This window comes from Pulveribacter suum (assembly GCF_003013695.1).
Taxonomy (GTDB): Bacteria; Pseudomonadota; Gammaproteobacteria; order Burkholderiales; family Burkholderiaceae_C; genus Melaminivora; species Melaminivora suum.
In genome coordinates this window covers 682,720-697,500 of record NZ_CP027792.1, presented here as the reverse complement: position 1 = coordinate 697,500, position 14,781 = coordinate 682,720, and the positions used below count along the sequence as shown (strand labels likewise).

The window sequence follows — 14,781 nt, the reverse complement described above, 5'->3', positions numbered from 1 at the left end:
CGTCAGCAGGCCGGTGACCACGGCCCCGAAGATGCCGACCAGCACGTACAGCAGTCCGCAGGACACGGCTGCGGCATAGCGCCGCTCGCGCTCCGGGTGCGCTTCCGGACCCATGCAGATGGCGGCGGTGATGGCGCTGAAGTTCAGCGCAAAGGCCCCGAAGGGCGCCAGCACCAGGGTGGCCAGCCCCGTCATGGAGATCAGGCGCGACACGGGCAGCTGGTAGCCGGTGGCGCGCATGACGGCCACGCCGGGCAGGTTTTGCGAGGCCATGGTGACGATGAACAGCGGCAGTGCCAGGCTCATGAAGGCCTGGAAGGTGAACACCGGCGCGGTGAACACCGGGCGCGCCAGCTCCAGCTGCACGGCCGACCACTGCATCTTTCCGCCCGCGGCCGCCCATACGATGCCGGCGGCCAGCGTCAGCACCACGGCATAGCGCGGCAGCAGGCGGCGCGCCAACAGGTAGGTCAGCAGCATGGCCAGCACCAGTCCGAGGGCCGTCTGCAGCGCCGAGAAGGCCTGCATGCCAAAGCGCGCCAGCACGCCGGCCAGCAGGGCCGAGGCGATTTCCATGGGGATGCGGTTCATGACGCGCTCGAACCAGCCGGTGACGCCCGCCAGCGTGATGAGCGCGGCGCAGGCCATGAAGGCGCCCACCGCCTCGCCCATGCCGAAGGTGCCTGACGCTCCGGCCGCTGCCAGCACTGCCGCGCCAGGCGTGGACCAGGCCACCATGACCGGCTGGCGCAGGATGAGCGAGGGCACCAGCGAGCACAGTCCCATCCCCAGGCCGAGCGCCCACATCCACGAGGTGGTCTGCGCCGGCGTCGCGCCGAAGGCCTGCGCGGCCTGGAACACCAGGGCGACGGAGCTGGTGAAACCCACCAGCACGGCAACGAAACCCGCCGTGGCGGCCGACAGGCTCAGGTCTTTGAAAAAGCGCATGGCGGCCGATTGTGGCACCGGCCGCGCCGCCGCGCTGGTGCGGGCTGTCTCAAGTTTGATAGCTGCCAGCGCTTATGCAGCAAGGGCTAGAGGCCAAAATGACTCATATTTCAACCACGGAGCCCAGCTCCACCACCGCGTTGCTGGGCAGGTTCAGGAACTCCGCCGCCGCCGTGGCGCTGTGGTGCATGTGGGCAAACAGCTTCTCGCGCCAGGGCGCCAGGCCCGAGCCCAGGGTGGGCGTGACGATGTCGCGCGACAGGAAGTAGCTGGTCGTCATCGTCTCCAGCTCGATGCCGCGCGCGGCCAGCAGCTGCAGTGCCTTGGGCAGGTCCGGGTCGTTCTTGAAGCCATAGTTCAGCACGATCTGCCAGCAGCCGCGCCCCAGCGGCTCCAGCTGCAGGCGCTGCTCCATGCCAATCCAGGGCACCTCGTGGTTGCGCACCGTGACGAACAGGTTCTGCGCATGCAGCACCTTGTTGTGCTTGAGGTTGTGCATGAGCGCGTTGGGCACCAGGCCCGGCTGGGCGGACAGGAACACCGCCGTGCCCTCCACCCGCGCCGGCGGGCTGATGAAGACCGCGTTCAGGAAGGACCGCAAGTCGATGGAGCTCTCGCGCAGCGTGCGGGTGAGCAGCTCGCGTCCGTCCTTCCAGGTGGTCATGAGGATGAACACCGCGCCGCCGATCAAGAGCGGGAACCAGCCGCCGTCCACCAGTTTGAGCAGGTTGGAGCTGAAGAAGGCCAGGTCGATGGTCAGGAAGAAGCCGGTGGCTGCTGCCGCCAGCGCCAATGGGTAGCCCCAGCCGTAGCGCACCACGAAGAAGGTGAGCACCGTGGTGATGGTCATGTCCAGCGTTACCGCGATGCCATAGGCCGCCGCCAGGTTGGAGGATGAGCGAAACAGCACCACCGCCAGCACGATCATCACGAACAGGCTCCAGTTCACGAAAGGCAGGTAGATCTGCCCCCGGTCGCGGCTGCTGGTGTGACAAATCTTCAGGCGCGGCAGGTAGCCCAGCTGAATGACCTGCTTGGTCACGCTGAAGGCACCGGAGATCAGCGCCTGCGAGGCGATCACCGCCGCCACGGTGGCCAGGCAGACCAGGGGCAGCGTCAGCCACTCGGGTGCCATCATGAAGAACGGATTTTTGACCGCCTCGGGCCGCGCCAGCAGCAGCGCGCCCTGGCCGAAATAGTTCAGCGTGAGCGCCGGCATGACGATGGAGAACCAGGCGATGCGGATGGGCTTGCGGCCGAAGTGCCCCATGTCGGCATACAGCGCCTCGCCGCCCGTCACGCACAGCACCACCGCGCCCAGGATGATGAAGCTGATGCCCGGGTGCTGCCAGATGAAGCGCAGCGCGTGGTGCGGGCTGAGTGCGGCCAGGATTTCGGGGTGGCCGGCGATGTGGTACAGGCCCAGCGCCGAGATGGCGATGAACCACACGACCATGATCGGCCCGAAGAACTTGCCTATGCCGGCCGTGCCGCGTTTTTGCACCAGAAACAGCACCAGCAAAATACCCAGGGTCAGCGGGATGACGGCGCGGCGGAACGCCGGCGAGACCACGTCCAGCCCCTCCACCGCCGACAGCACGGTGATGGCCGGGGTAATGACCCCGTCGCCGTAGAACAGGCAGGTACCGAAGATGCCGATGAGCAGCATCCACTTGCGCAGCGCGGGCGCCTTGTCCTTCACCGAGCGGGACGCCAGGGCCAGCATGGCCACCAGGCCGCCCTCGCCCTCGTTGTCGGCGCGCAGCACCAGCGTCACGTACTTGAGCGAGACGATGATCGTGAGCGTCCAGAAGACGATGGACAGCACGCCGTACACGTTGGCCGGCGTGAAGGGCACGTGGCCGGAGCCGAACACCTCCTTGAGCGTGTACAGCACGCTGGTGCCGATATCGCCATAGACGACGCCGATGGCGCCCAGGGTGAGCGCCGGAAGCGACGATTGATTGGTGTGTTGCACGGCAGGAAAAGGCGGCACGAGCCGGGCGCCCGGCCGCCGTCTGTTGCGATGGGCGCCATTGTGCGCGTGGCGCAGGCGCCGTGCGCGCCGCATGCAGGGGTCAGCCGGTCAGTCGTAGACCTCGGCCTCCGGATCGGTGGCCTCCAGCTCATAGCTGGCCGCCAGCATGGCCAGGCGCGCCACCACGCCATACATATAGAAGCGGTTGGGGGCGCTGGCGCCCGGGCGTGCGCCCGGCTGGGGCAGGCGGGTGCTGTGCTCGAAGGCCAGCGGCACGAAGCTGGCGCCCGGCGCGTTCAGGTTCTCGTCGGTGCCGCGCTCGGCGTGCATGCGGTAGAAGCCCCCGACCACGTAGCGGTCCATCATGTAGACCACCGGCTCGGCCACGGCCTGGTGCACGCGCTCCTGGGTCAGCACGCCCTCCTGCACGATCACGTCATGCACCGGCTGGCCGTCCTTGATGACGGCCATCTTGTTGCGCGTCTTGCGGTTCAGGCCATCGAGCTCCTTGGCGTCGCGCACGGTCATGATGCCCATGCCGTAGGTGCCGTTGTCGGCCTTGACGATGACGAAGGGCTTTTCGTTGATGCCGTATTCCTTGTACTTGCGCCGCACCTTGGTCAGCGTGGCGTCCACGGCGGCGCGCAGCTCCTCCATGCCCAGCCCCTCGTTGAAGTCCACGCCCTCGGCGCGGGTGAACAGGGGGTTGATCAGCCAGGGGTCGATGCCCAGCATCTTGCCAAAGCGCTTGGCCACCTCCTCGTAGCTCTGGAAGTGGCGGCTCTTCCTGCGCACGCTCCAGCCGGCGTGCAGGGGCGGCAGCAGGTACTGCTCGTACAGCTCTTCCAGGATGCCCGGCGCCCCGGCCGACAAGTCGTTGTTGAGCAAGATGGTGCAGGGGTCGAAATGCTTGAGCCCCAGGCGGTGGCGCGTGCGGATGACCGGCTCGAGCACCACGCGCTCGCCATGCGGCAGCTCGATGGTGGTGGTCTTCTTGATGTCCGGGCTGACTGAGCCCACGCGCACGTGCAGCCCGGCCATGTTGAAGATGCGCACCAGCTGCGCGACGTTGGCCAGGTAGAAGGTGTTGCGCGAGTGGTTCTCGGGGATGATCAGCAGGTTGCGCGCTTCGGGGCAGATCTTCTCGATGGCCGCCATGGCTGCCTGCACTGCCAGCGGCAGCATCTCGTCGGTCAGGTTGTTCCAGCCGCCGGGAAACAGGTTGGTGTCCACCGGCGCCAGCTTGAAGCCGGCGTTGCGGATGTCCACGGAGCTGTAGAACGGCGGCGTGTGCTCCATCCACTCCAGGCGGAACCAGCGCTCGATGGCCGGCATGGAGTCGAGGATGCGCTGCTCCAGCTCGTTGATCGGGCCGGTGAGCGCGGTGATGAGGTGCGGAACCATAAAAGCCCTGCGGTTGCGGTCAAGCGGGCCATTGTAGGGACGGGTATGCACCGTTCCTGTACGCACTTTTCCTGCGCTTGTCTGCTGCGCTTCTTCGCCGCGCCTGCCTCCCTGCGCTTTTTCACCGACGCCAGAAGGCCGGCGTCAGCAGCGCCATGAAGCTCAGGATCTCCAGGCGGCCCAGCAGCATGGCCAGCGTGCACACCCACAGCTGAAAATCGGTCAGCACCGCGTAGTTGGACGTGGGCCCCAGCAGCCCCAGGCCCGGGCCCGTGCAATGCACGCTGGCCAGCACGGCGGAAAACGCCGTCACCATGTCCAGGTCGGTCAGCAGCAGCACCATGCTCAGCACGATCACGGTGGCGCCATACATCAGCATGAAGGCCAGCACCGAGAACACCATGCGGTTGTCCACCACCCTGTCGCCCAGGCGCAGCGGCTGCACGGCGCGCGGGTGCACGGTGCGCGTCATCTCGCGCCGCGCCTGCTTGAGCAAAATCAGCATGCGCACCATCTTGATGCCCCCGCCCGTGGAGCCGGCGCTGGTGGCCACACCCGACAACAGCAGCATGAACACCGGGGCGAACACCGGCCAGGCCAGGTAGTCGGTGGTGGCAAAGCCGGTGGTCGTGGCCACCGACACCACGTGGAACAGCCCCAAGCGCAGCGCCTCCAGCGGCCCGTACATGCCCTTGGCCCACAGCAGCAGCGCCACCAGCAGGCCGCCGCCCAGCAGCGCGCCGATGGTGGCGCGCATCTCCTCGTCGCGCCAAAAACCCTGCCAGTGCCCCTTGCGCAGGGCGACGAAGTACAGGGCGAAGTTGCAGCTCGCTCCGAGCATGAACACCAGGGCGATGCACTCCAGCAGCGGCGAGGCAAAGTAGCCAAAGCTCGCGTCGTGCGGCGACAGCCCCCCTAAGCTCACCGTGGCGAACATGTGCATGACGGCGTCTTCGGGCGTCATGCCGGCCGACCAGTAGGCCAGCGCGCAGGCCAGCGAGAACACCACGTACACGCCCCACAGGCCCTTGGCCGTCTCGGTCATGCGCGGGGTCAGCTTGGTGTCCTTGACCGGCCCGGCGGCCTCGGCCTTGAACAGCTGGCTGCCGCCCACGCCCAGCACCGGCAGGATGGCCACGGCCAGGATCAGGATGCCCATGCCGCCGATCCACTGCATGAAGGTGCGCCACATGTTCACCGACAGCGGCAGCTCGTCCAGGCGCGACAGCACCGTGGAGCCGGTGGTGGTGAGGCCCGAGACGGCCTCGAAGTACGCGTGCGTGAACGACAGCGGCCGCCCGATCTCCTGCATGACCAGCAGCAGCGGCAGCGCCGCAAAGAACGGCGTGACCACCCACACCAGCGACACCAGCATGATGCCGTGGCGCGGCAGCAGCTCGCGCCGGTGCTCGCGCAGGCCCCACCACAAGATGGCGGCCACGCCCAGCGTGACGGCCATGGCCAGAGCGTATTCATGCCACAGCGCCTCGCCGGCCCACAGCGACGCGGCCAGCGGCACCAGCAGCGACAGCGCAAACATGGCCAGCAGAGCGCCGAGCACGCGCAGAACGGGCAGCAAATCAGACATGGGCGGACAGCGCGGTCAGAAAAATGTGGCGCTGACGCGAAACAGCCGCTCGACTTCGCGCACCAGGCGCTTGTGCGGCAGGAAGAACACCACGTGGTCGTTGCTCTCGATCACGGTGTGGCTGCGCGGGATGATGACCTGCGGCTCGGGCAGCGGCTCGGGTGCGGCGCTCCCCGCCTCTGCGGGCGCCGCATCGGGCAGGCCGCGCACGATCAGGCCCATGTGCACCTCAGGGGGCAGGCGGATCTCATCGACGCGCCGGCCGACCACGCGCGAGGTCTTGCGGTCGCCGCGCGCCACGATCTCCAGCGCCTCGGCCACGCCCCGGCGCAGGCTGTGCACGGCCTGCACGTCGCCGCGGCGCACGTAGGCCAACAGCTCCCCGAGCATGGCCTGCGCCGGCGACAGGGCGATGTCGATCTGCGTGCCGTGCATCAGGTCGGCGTAGCTGCGCCGGTTGATCAGCGCCAGCACCCGGCTGGCGCCCATGCGCTTGGCCAGCAGGCAGGCCATGATGTTGTCTTCGTCGTCGTCGGTCAGGGCCAAAAACAGGTCCACCTCCTCGATGCCCTCGCCGGCCAGCAGGTCCTCGTCGGTGGTGTCGCCGTTGAGCACCAGCACATCGGGCGGTAGCTCGGAGGCCAGCTGCATGCAGCGCCCGGCGTCTTCCTCCAGCACCTTGATGTGAAAGCGCCCTTGCTGGCCCAGTTGGCGCGCCAGGCGCAGGCCCACGCGCCCGCCACCGGCGATCATGATGCGCCGCACGGGCCGCGTGGGCTGGCCGCCCCGGCAGTGCAGCGACGACAGGATCTGCGCCACGCGCTCGCGCCCGGCCAGCACGAAGACTTCGTCCAGCGGCTCCACGCGCGTGGAGCCGTCGCAAGGCACGAAGCGGTCGGGCTCATCGGGAAAGCGCCGGTAGATCGCCACGATGCGCATGGCCACGTCCGGCGCCGACTCGCGCATGGTGGCGATCTGCATGCCCACCAGCGGCGCGCCGGCGCGCGCGCGCACCGACACCAGGCAGGCCCGTCCGCCAGCGAATTCGCGCACCTGCAGGGCCTCGGGGTACTCCACCAGCTTGCCGATGTAGCGCGTCAGCGACTCCTCCGGGCAGATGATGCGGTCCACCCCGAAGCCGTCCTTGCCCAGCAGGCCGCTGCCCTCCTCCAGCGCGAAGCCCGAGGAGCGCACGCGCGCGATGCGCGTGGGGATGCTGAAGACCAGCTGCGCCACCTTGCAGCACACCAGGTTGGTCTCGTCCTGCGCGGCGCAGGCGATGAGCAGGTCGGTGTCGCGCGCGCCGGCCTCGGCCAGCACGGCCGGGTCGATGCCGTTGCCCACCACGCCGCGCAGGTCGTAGCGGTCCTGCAGCTCGCGCAGGCGGCGCGCATCGGTGTCGATGACGGTGATGTCGTTCTTCTCCGACACCAGGCTCTCGGCCACGCTCTGGCCGACGCGGCCGGCCCCGAGGATGATGATCTTCATGGCTTGGTCGCGCGCGTCAAACGCGCACGTCGCCCTCGCCCAGCACCACCCACTTGAGCGAGGTCAGCCCCTCGATGCCCACCGGCCCGCGGGCGTGGAACTTGTCGGTGCTGATGCCGATTTCTGCACCCAGCCCGTACTCGAAGCCGTCGGCAAAGCGCGTGCTGGCGTTGACCATGCAGCTGGCCGAGTCCACGTCGCGCAAAAAGCGCTGCGCGTGCAGGTGGTCGCGCGTCAGGATGGCGTCGGTGTGGTGGCTGCCGTAGCGGTTGATGTGGCAAATAGCCTCGTCGATGCCGGCCACCACCTTGATGCTGATGATGGGCGCCAGGTATTCCTCGCTCCAATCCTGCTCGGTGGCCTCGGCCAGGTCGGCGCCCTGCACTGCGCGCAAAATCGCCAGCGATTCGGGGCAGCCGCGCATCTGCACGCCCTTGGCGGCATAGATGGCGCCGATCCTGGGCAAAAACTCGTCCGCCACGCCGCGCGCCACCAGCAGGCTTTCGGTGGCGTTGCAGGGGCTGTACTTGCTGGTCTTGGCGTTGTCGGCCACGCGCACGGCCATGTCGATGTCGCAGGGGTCGTCCACATAGGTGTGGCAGTTGCCGTCCAGGTGCTTGATGACGGGCACTTTCGCTTCGGCACTGATGCGCTCGATCAGCCCCTTGCCGCCGCGCGGGATGATCACGTCCACGTATTCGGGCATGGCGATCAGCTGGCCCACGGCGGCGCGGTCGGTGGTCTCCACCAGCTGCACGGCGTGCGCGGGCAGTCCGGCCTCGGTGAGCGCCTGGGTGACCAGCGCGGCCAGCGCGCGGTTGGAGTCAATCGCCTCCGAGCCGCCGCGCAAAATCGCCGCGTTGCCGCTCTTGATGGACAGGCTGGCCGCCTCGATGGTCACGTTGGGCCGGCTCTCGTAGATCATGCCGAACACGCCGATGGGCACGCGCATGCGGCCCACGCGGATGCCGCTGTCCTGCTGCACCATGCCCTGCGTCTCGCCAATGATGTCCGCCATGGCGGCCAGCTGCTCGCAGCCCAAGGCGCAGGTCTCCAGCACCCGGGGCGTGAGCTTGAGGCGGTCCACCATCGGCTCGGCCAGGCCGGCCGCGCGGGCGCGCTGCAGGTCCAGCGCATTGGCGGCGGCCAGCGGCTCGCCGCTTTGGCGCAGCAGCCGGGCCAGGGCCAGCAGTGCTTTGTTTTTGATAGCTGCCGGCGCTTGCGCCATAAGCGCGGAGGCCGCTTTTGCCTGCAAACCGAGGGTCTGGGTGTATTCAGCGATGTTGAGCGCGTTCATGGGCGCGATTTTGACGCATCGCGTTCAACCGCTACGCTCGCCGGCCATGACCGCCTCCCTTGCCCTGCAGCAGCTGCACAACTTCCAGTCCGACCTGCGCCAGCTGGCCGACCTGCGCCTCACCAACCACGCCTTCAGCCAGGCCGCCCGCGGCCACGCCGTGCTGCTGGCCGCCCTGCCCCCACGCTACGGCGAGGTGCTGCTGGGCCTGCTGGACCGGCTGGAGGCCGGCGCGCTGTTCACCGAGGAAAGCTGCTCGTTCAGCCACCAGGCGCTGGTGGACGGCCTGGGGCAGTGGGCGGGCCAGGCGCAGGCGGCGCTGGCCGCCGGCTGATTGTTCGCTTCTCTATTGATAGCTGCCGGCGCTTTTCCAGCAAGGGCTGGAGGCATTTTTCATGCTCTTTTAGGTGCAGTGCCTGCCACCCAGCACACCTGCTGCGCCAGGCGCTGCAGGGCCTGCCAGGCGTCCTGCGGCCAGTCGGGGGCGCGCAGGCCCTTGACGATGCCGTCCACGGTGTGCGCGGACTGCAGCAGGCGCGACAGGGCGGCGTCGCTGGCGCGCTCCACGATGGGGGCGAACAAGCGCTCGCGCGGGCCCCAGACGCGGTTTTCGCGCAGCGCCACGGGCAGGGGCTTGCCGGCGTTCAGGGCGTCGCGGGTGCGCTTCAGGGCGCGGATGTCCTCGGCCAGCGTCCAGTGCACCAGCACGGCGGCCGCGCCTTCGGCCTGCAGGCCGTCGAGCATGCGCTGCACGCGCAGGGCCTGGCCGGACAGCACGGCCTCGCTCAGCTTGAAGACGTCGTAGCGGGCCACGTTGAGCACGGCAGCCTCCACGGCGCCCTCGGGCAGCTCGCCCGCAGGGTGCAGCAGGGCCAGCTTGCTGATCTCCTGGTGCGCGGCCAGCAGGTTGCCCTCCACCCGGTCGGCGAAGAACTGCAGCGTGCGCTGGCCGGCCTCGCCGCTGGCCACGCGCTGGCCCTGGGCGGCCAGGCGCTGGGCGATCCAGGCGGGCAGCTGGGCGCGCTCGACCGGGTCGATCTGCACCGCCACGCCGCCGCCTTCCAGCGCGCCGAACCAGGCGCTGCTTTTGGTGGGCTTGTCCAGCCGCGGCAGGGTGACGATGGTGAGCACGCCGTCATTGCCGCGCGCCGCCTCGGCGATCTGCTGCAGCGCTGCCGAGCCGTCCTTGCCGGGCTTGCCGGTGGGGATGCGGATCTCCACGATCTGCCGGTCGGCAAACAGCGACAGCGAGCCGCCGGCGGCCAGCACGGCGCTCCAGTCGAAGTGGGCGCCGGCCACCGTGAAGCTGCTTCGCTCGCTGTAGCCAGCCGCGCGGGCGGCGGCGCGGATGGCGTCCAGCGCCTCCTGCTGCAAGAGCGGCTCGTCGCCGTGCAGCACGTACAGCGGCTGCACGCTCTTGGCCAGGTGGGCGGCCAGCTGCGGCAGGGCTAGCTGCATGGGCGCCCTGCCGAGTTACAGCCAAATCGGCCTCCAGCGCTTGCTGGACAAGCGCCAGCAGCTATCAAAAGCATAGTCAACGCGGCACCTTGGCCGCTGCCAGGCGGCGCAGCAGCTGCTGCACCACGTCGGTCTGCATGTTGCGAAACAAGAGCGCCTCCTCGCCTTCCTTGGACAGGGCGATGGTCTCGTTGTAGCTGACGTCGCGCTGCTGCACGACCTCGGTGGGGGCGATCCACTCCTGCCCGTCCTGCCCGCGCAGGCGAAAGCGCACGCGCAGGCGCAGCTGCAGCTCGCGCACCTGGCCGGAGGCGTTCTGGCCGACGACCACGCGCTCTTGCTGCTCGGAGAGGATCTCCAGCACGGCCTGGGCCTGGGGCAGCTGCTGCGGCTCGGTCAGCACCGTGAGCGCGCCGCCCGAGCCTTCGAGCGTGCGGCGCAGCTCGCGCGCCAGGGGCGAGGCGGCCGGCGCCTGCACGTACAGCGACGAAAAGCCGAACTGCGGCACGCCGCGCAGGCGAAAGCCGCAGGCGGCCAGCGGCGCGGTGGCCAGCAGGGCGAGAAGGGTGCGCTTGTGCAGCATCATGGCGGGCAGTCCTGCGGATTCGGTCAGACGACCACGTTCACGAGGCGGCCGGGCACGACCACGACCTTCTTGGGCGCGCGGCCTTCGGCGAACTTGGCGAATTCCTCGCTGGCCAGGGCCGCCGCCTCGATGGCGGCCTGGTCGGCGCTGGCGGGCACGCGCACGGCGCCGCGCAGCTTGCCGTTGATCTGCAGCACCAGCTCGAGCTCGTCCTGCACCAGGGCAGACGGGTCCACCTGGGGCCAGGGCGCGTCCAGCAGGTCGCCCAGCTCGGCGGCGTAGCCCAGGTCCTGCCACAGCGCGTGGGTGATGTGCGGCGTGGCCGGGTACAGCACGCGCAGCAGGATGGAAAAACCCTCGATCAGCGCCACCTGGCCGCCGGCGTCGCCCTGCGCGCTGAAATGCTCCAGCGCGTTGATCATCTTCATGGCGCCCGAGACCACGGTGTTGTACTGCATGCGCTGGTAGTCGTAGTGCACCTGCTTGAGTACCGTGTGGATCTCCAGGCGCAGCGCGCGCGCGGCGGGGCCGAAGGCCACGTCCTGCAGGCGGGCGGCGCCGGCCACGCTGGCCTGGGCGGCGGCCTGGTCGATGGCGGCCAGCTTCATGCCGAAGTTCCAGACCCGGCGCAAAAAGCGGTGGCTGCCCTCGACGGCGGCGTCGTTCCACTCCAGCGTCAGCTCGGGCGGCGAGGTGAACATGGTGTACAGGCGCGCGGTGTCGGCGCCGTATTTCTCGATCAGCTCCTGCGGATCGACCCCGTTGTTCTTGGACTTGGACATGGTGCCCACGCCCTCGTAGTCGATGGGCGTGCCCACGGGCAGCAGGCCGTCGGCGCTGTCCACCGCGGTCTTGAGCTGCGCGCCGATGACCTTGCCGTCGTCTTGCAGCACATGCTCCACATCGTGCGGCCAGAAGTATTCCTTGCCGCCGCGCGCCGTGCGCCGGCTGTAGATGTGGTTGAGCACCATGCCCTGGGTGAGCAGCTTGGTGAAGGGCTCATCGACCTTGACCAGCCCCAGGTCGCGCATGACCTTGGTCCAAAAGCGCGCATACAGCAGGTGCAGGATGGCGTGCTCGATGCCGCCGATGTACTGGTCCATCGGCATCCAGTAATCAGCGCCCTCGGCCACCATGCTCTCGTGGTTGTTCGCGTCGCAGTAGCGCATGAAGTACCACGACGAGTCCACGAACGTGTCCATGGTGTCCGTCTCGCGCCGCGCGGCCTTGCCGCAGCACGGGCAGGTCACGCCGGCGTGGAAGGCCTCGCTATGCACCAGCGGGTTGCCCGAGCCGTCCGGCACCAGGCCTTCGGGCAGCACCACGGGCAGGTCTTTTTCGGGCACGGGCTGGGGGCCGCAGTCTGCGCAGTGGATGATGGGGATCGGCGTGCCCCAGTAGCGCTGGCGCGATACGCCCCAGTCGCGCAGGCGCCAGGTGGTCTTGAGCTCGCCCAGGCCCTTTTGCTGCAGGGCGTGGGCCACGGCGGCCACGGCGTCCTTGTGCGGCAGCCCGCTGAAGTTGTCGGAGTTGACGGTGACGGCGCGCTCCTTGTCGCCGTACCAGTCCTGCCAGCGCTGGAAGTCGAACGCCTCGCCATCGACCAAGATGACCTGCTTGATGGGCAGGCCGTACTTCAGCGCAAAGGCGAAGTCGCGCTCGTCGTGGGCCGGCACGCCCATGACGGCGCCGTCGCCATAGCCCATGAGCACGTAGTTGCCCACCCACACGGGGATGTGCTCGCCGGTGAGCGGGTGCGTGACGTGCAGGCCGGTGGGCATGCCGGCCTTTTCCCGGGCGGCCAGCTCGGCCTCGGTCGTGCCGCCCTTTTTGCATTCCTCGATGAAGGCGGCCAGCTGCGGGTTGGCGGCGGCTGCGTGCTGGGCCAGCGGGTGCTCGGGCGCCACGGCGCAAAACGTCACGCCCATGATGGTGTCGGCGCGCGTGGTGAAGACGTACATGCGGCCGCCTTCGATCGGCGCCCCGTCCGCCCCGCGGATGTCATGCGGGAAGGCAAAGCGCACGCCGCTGGATTTGCCGATCCAGTTCTCCTGCATCAGCCGCACCTTGTCGGGCCAGCCGGTGAGCGTGGCCTTCTCGCCGCCCAGCTGCACATGGTCCAGCAGCTCCTGGGCGTAGTCGGTGATCTTCAGGTAGTAGCCGGGGATCTCGCGCTTTTCCACCGGCGCGCCGGTGCGCCAGCCGCGTCCGTCGATGACCTGCTCGTTGGCCAGCACGGTCTGGTCCACCGGGTCCCAGTTGACGACCTGTGTCTTGCGGTAGGCGATGCCCTTGTCCAGCATCTTCAAGAACAGCCACTGGTTCCACTTGTAGTACTGCGGGTCGCACGTGGCGATCTCGCGGCTCCAGTCGATGGCCAGGCCCATGGCCTGCATCTGCCGCTTCATGTAGGCGATGTTGTCCCAGGTCCACTGCGCGGGCGGCACCTTGTTTTTCAGCGCCGCGTTCTCCGCCGGCAGGCCGAAGGCGTCCCAGCCCATGGGCATCAGCACGTTGTAACCCTGCATGCGCAGCTGGCGCGTGAGCATGTCGTTGATGGTGTAGTTGCGCACGTGGCCCATGTGCAGCTTGCCGCTGGGATACGGCAGCATGGAGCAGGCGTAGAACTTTGGCTTCGAAGCGTCTTCGGTCACGCGGTAGGCGTCGCGCGCGTTCCAGTGGGCGTGCGCGGCGCGCTCCACCTCGGCGGGGTTGTACTTGTCTTGCATGGCTGGGGGGAAAGAGAAAAATCCGTGCGCCGGGCAGGCCCGCGGCGTCGCTGTCGTGTCCGATTCTAGGCCCACGCCCCGCAAGGGCCGGACTTCAAAAACAATAGCTGCTGGCGCTTGACTGGGGCGCCTTTCAGCACCAAATCAAGCGCAAACGCCCGCAGTCACTGCGCAGGCAGCTCTTTATTTGGTAGCGCCGCCGGTTCCGTCACGAAGCCGATGCGCGTCAGCCCGGCCGCGTGCGCCGCGGCCATGACCTGCACCACCCGGCCGTAGGGCACGGCAGTGTCGGCGCGCAGGGCGATCTCCGCCTGAGGCTGGCGCGCCGCCAGCTCGCGCAGGCGATCGGCCAGGGCGGCGTCGGCCACCGGCTGGTCCTGCACGTAGGCCTGGCCGGCGGCGTCCAGCACCACGCTCAGCGGCCGGCCGGCGCTGGCCGGGCCCTGCACGGCGTCGGCGCGCGGCAGCTCAAGGCGGATGCTGCTGGCCAAGAGCGGCGCCGACAGGATGAAGATCACCACCAGCACCAGCATCACATCCACCAGCGGCGTGACGTTGATGTCGCTCATGGGCACGCTCGTGCGGGGGCGTTCGAGGCGGCCGAATGCCATGGTCGGCCTGCGCTTCAGTCGGCGCCGGCGCCGCCATCCAGCAGCAGGGCGCGCAGGTCGCGGGCAAAGCCTTCCAGCTCGGCCTCGACGGTGGCGATGGAGCGGCCGAACCAGTTGTAGGCCAGCACGGCAGGAATGGCCACGGCCAGGCCGGCGGCGGTCATGACCAGCGCCTCGCCCACCGGGCCGGCCAGGCGCTCGATGGTGATCTGCTGGTTGCCGGCCAGCGCCGCCAGCGCGTGGTGGATGCCCCAGACGGTGCCCAGCAGCCCCACGAAGGGCGCGGTGGAGCCGACAGTCGCCAGCAGCACCTGGCCCCACTGCAGCCGCGCCAGCACGCCGTGCAGGGCGCCGCGCAGGCTGCGCGTCAGGCGCTGCTCCAGCCCGCCCTGCCCGGCCAGGGCCGCGTTGCGGGCAGCGGGGTCCACCGTGCGCGCGGCGGCCTGCACCAGCGGCAGCACCAGCGCCGCGCGGTCAAAGGGCGCCACGCGCGCCGGCGCCTCGTCCAGCGCGCCGGCCTGCCAGAAGGCGGCGGCCGCGCGCGGCACGTCGGCGCGGGCACGCGCCGTCAGGTACAGCTTCCAGAAAATGGCGACCCAGCTGGCCACCGACATGGCCAGCAGCAGCGCCGCCGTGGCCTGCGTGACCGCATCGCCCTGGCGCAACCACTGCAGGCCGTTCATGGGGCCGCGGG

General features: G+C 69.0%; 12 protein-coding genes (1 of these 12 only partly in view). 1 reads left to right on the top strand and 11 read right to left on the bottom strand.

Features of this window, described 5'->3' with window-relative positions; all coding sequences use genetic code 11:
- The 6 genes from C7H73_RS03165 to C7H73_RS03140 all read right to left on the bottom strand — a co-directional run.
- Nucleotides 1-948: the 5' portion of a benzoate/H(+) symporter BenE family transporter gene (locus tag C7H73_RS03165; protein WP_106845335.1), read on the bottom strand. Its footprint begins 243 nt before the window's first position; the window shows 948 of its 1,191 coding nt (coding positions 1-948); it begins with the start codon at nt 946-948; its stop codon lies beyond the left edge, outside the window.
- 103 nt (nt 949-1,051) lie between these two features.
- Nucleotides 1,052-2,926: a potassium transporter Kup gene (locus tag C7H73_RS03160; protein WP_227001401.1), complete on the bottom strand. Its 1,875-nt coding sequence runs from the start codon at nt 2,924-2,926 to the stop codon at nt 1,052-1,054.
- Between the two features lie 108 nt (nt 2,927-3,034).
- Nucleotides 3,035-4,330 (bottom strand): glutamate--cysteine ligase, encoded by a 1,296-nt coding sequence (gene gshA / locus C7H73_RS03155; RefSeq protein WP_106845333.1) that lies wholly within the window; start codon nt 4,328-4,330, stop codon nt 3,035-3,037.
- Nucleotides 4,331-4,451: 121 nt separating this feature from the next.
- Nucleotides 4,452-5,918, bottom strand: coding sequence for a TrkH family potassium uptake protein (locus C7H73_RS03150; RefSeq protein ID WP_106845332.1), 1,467 nt, complete (start codon nt 5,916-5,918; stop codon nt 4,452-4,454).
- 15 nt (nt 5,919-5,933) lie between these two features.
- Nucleotides 5,934-7,406, bottom strand: coding sequence for a Trk system potassium transporter TrkA (gene trkA, locus C7H73_RS03145; RefSeq protein WP_106845331.1), 1,473 nt, complete (start codon nt 7,404-7,406; stop codon nt 5,934-5,936).
- A 16-nt stretch (nt 7,407-7,422) separates the two neighbouring features.
- Nucleotides 7,423-8,703 (bottom strand): glutamate-5-semialdehyde dehydrogenase, encoded by a 1,281-nt coding sequence (locus C7H73_RS03140; protein WP_106845330.1) that lies wholly within the window; start codon nt 8,701-8,703, stop codon nt 7,423-7,425.
- Between the two features lie 46 nt (nt 8,704-8,749).
- Here C7H73_RS03140 and C7H73_RS03135 point away from each other — a divergent pair, with 46 nt between their 5' ends.
- Entirely contained in the window at nt 8,750-9,037 is a 288-nt protein-coding gene (locus C7H73_RS03135) for a hypothetical protein (protein ID WP_106845329.1), read from the top strand.
- A gap of 59 nt (nt 9,038-9,096) precedes the next feature.
- Here C7H73_RS03135 and holA read toward each other — a convergent pair whose 3' ends face one another.
- The 5 genes from holA to C7H73_RS03110 all read right to left on the bottom strand — a co-directional run bounded on the left by holA (nt 9,097) and on the right by C7H73_RS03110 (nt 14,770).
- Nucleotides 9,097-10,161 (bottom strand): DNA polymerase III subunit delta, encoded by a 1,065-nt coding sequence (gene holA, locus C7H73_RS03130; protein WP_106845328.1) that lies wholly within the window; start codon nt 10,159-10,161, stop codon nt 9,097-9,099.
- Nucleotides 10,162-10,237: 76 nt separating this feature from the next.
- A complete protein-coding gene (locus C7H73_RS03125; RefSeq protein ID WP_106847506.1) occupies nt 10,238-10,741 on the bottom strand; it encodes an LPS-assembly lipoprotein LptE in 504 nt (167 codons plus the stop codon).
- Nucleotides 10,742-10,770: 29 nt separating this feature from the next.
- Nucleotides 10,771-13,476, bottom strand: a complete 2,706-nt coding sequence (leuS, locus tag C7H73_RS03120; RefSeq protein ID WP_106845327.1) for a leucine--tRNA ligase — start codon at nt 13,474-13,476, stop codon at nt 10,771-10,773.
- A 164-nt stretch (nt 13,477-13,640) separates the two neighbouring features.
- Entirely contained in the window at nt 13,641-14,087 is a 447-nt protein-coding gene (locus C7H73_RS03115; RefSeq protein WP_106845326.1) for an ExbD/TolR family protein, read from the bottom strand.
- A gap of 14 nt (nt 14,088-14,101) precedes the next feature.
- A complete protein-coding gene (locus tag C7H73_RS03110) occupies nt 14,102-14,770 on the bottom strand; it encodes a MotA/TolQ/ExbB proton channel family protein (protein ID WP_106845325.1) in 669 nt (222 codons plus the stop codon).
- Between the last annotated feature and the right edge of the window lie 11 nt (nt 14,771-14,781).

Bases quoted from the DNA above. Each gene is read 5' to 3' on its own strand.
- gshA (WP_106845333.1), bottom strand. From the start codon at position 4,330: ATGGTTCCGCACCTCATCACCGCGCTCACCGGCCCGATCAACGAGCTG.
- C7H73_RS03150 (WP_106845332.1), bottom strand. From the start codon at position 5,918: ATGTCTGATTTGCTGCCCGTTCTGCGCGTGCTCGGCGCTCTGCTGGCC.
- trkA (WP_106845331.1), bottom strand. From the start codon at position 7,406: ATGAAGATCATCATCCTCGGGGCCGGCCGCGTCGGCCAGAGCGTGGCC.
- C7H73_RS03140 (WP_106845330.1), bottom strand. From the start codon at position 8,703: ATGAACGCGCTCAACATCGCTGAATACACCCAGACCCTCGGTTTGCAG.
- C7H73_RS03135 (WP_106845329.1), top strand. From the start codon at position 8,750: ATGACCGCCTCCCTTGCCCTGCAGCAGCTGCACAACTTCCAGTCCGAC.
- holA (WP_106845328.1), bottom strand. From the start codon at position 10,161: ATGCAGCTAGCCCTGCCGCAGCTGGCCGCCCACCTGGCCAAGAGCGTG.
- leuS (WP_106845327.1), bottom strand. From the start codon at position 13,476: ATGCAAGACAAGTACAACCCCGCCGAGGTGGAGCGCGCCGCGCACGCC.
- C7H73_RS03115 (WP_106845326.1), bottom strand. From the start codon at position 14,087: ATGGCATTCGGCCGCCTCGAACGCCCCCGCACGAGCGTGCCCATGAGC.
- C7H73_RS03110 (WP_106845325.1), bottom strand. From the start codon at position 14,770: ATGAACGGCCTGCAGTGGTTGCGCCAGGGCGATGCGGTCACGCAGGCC.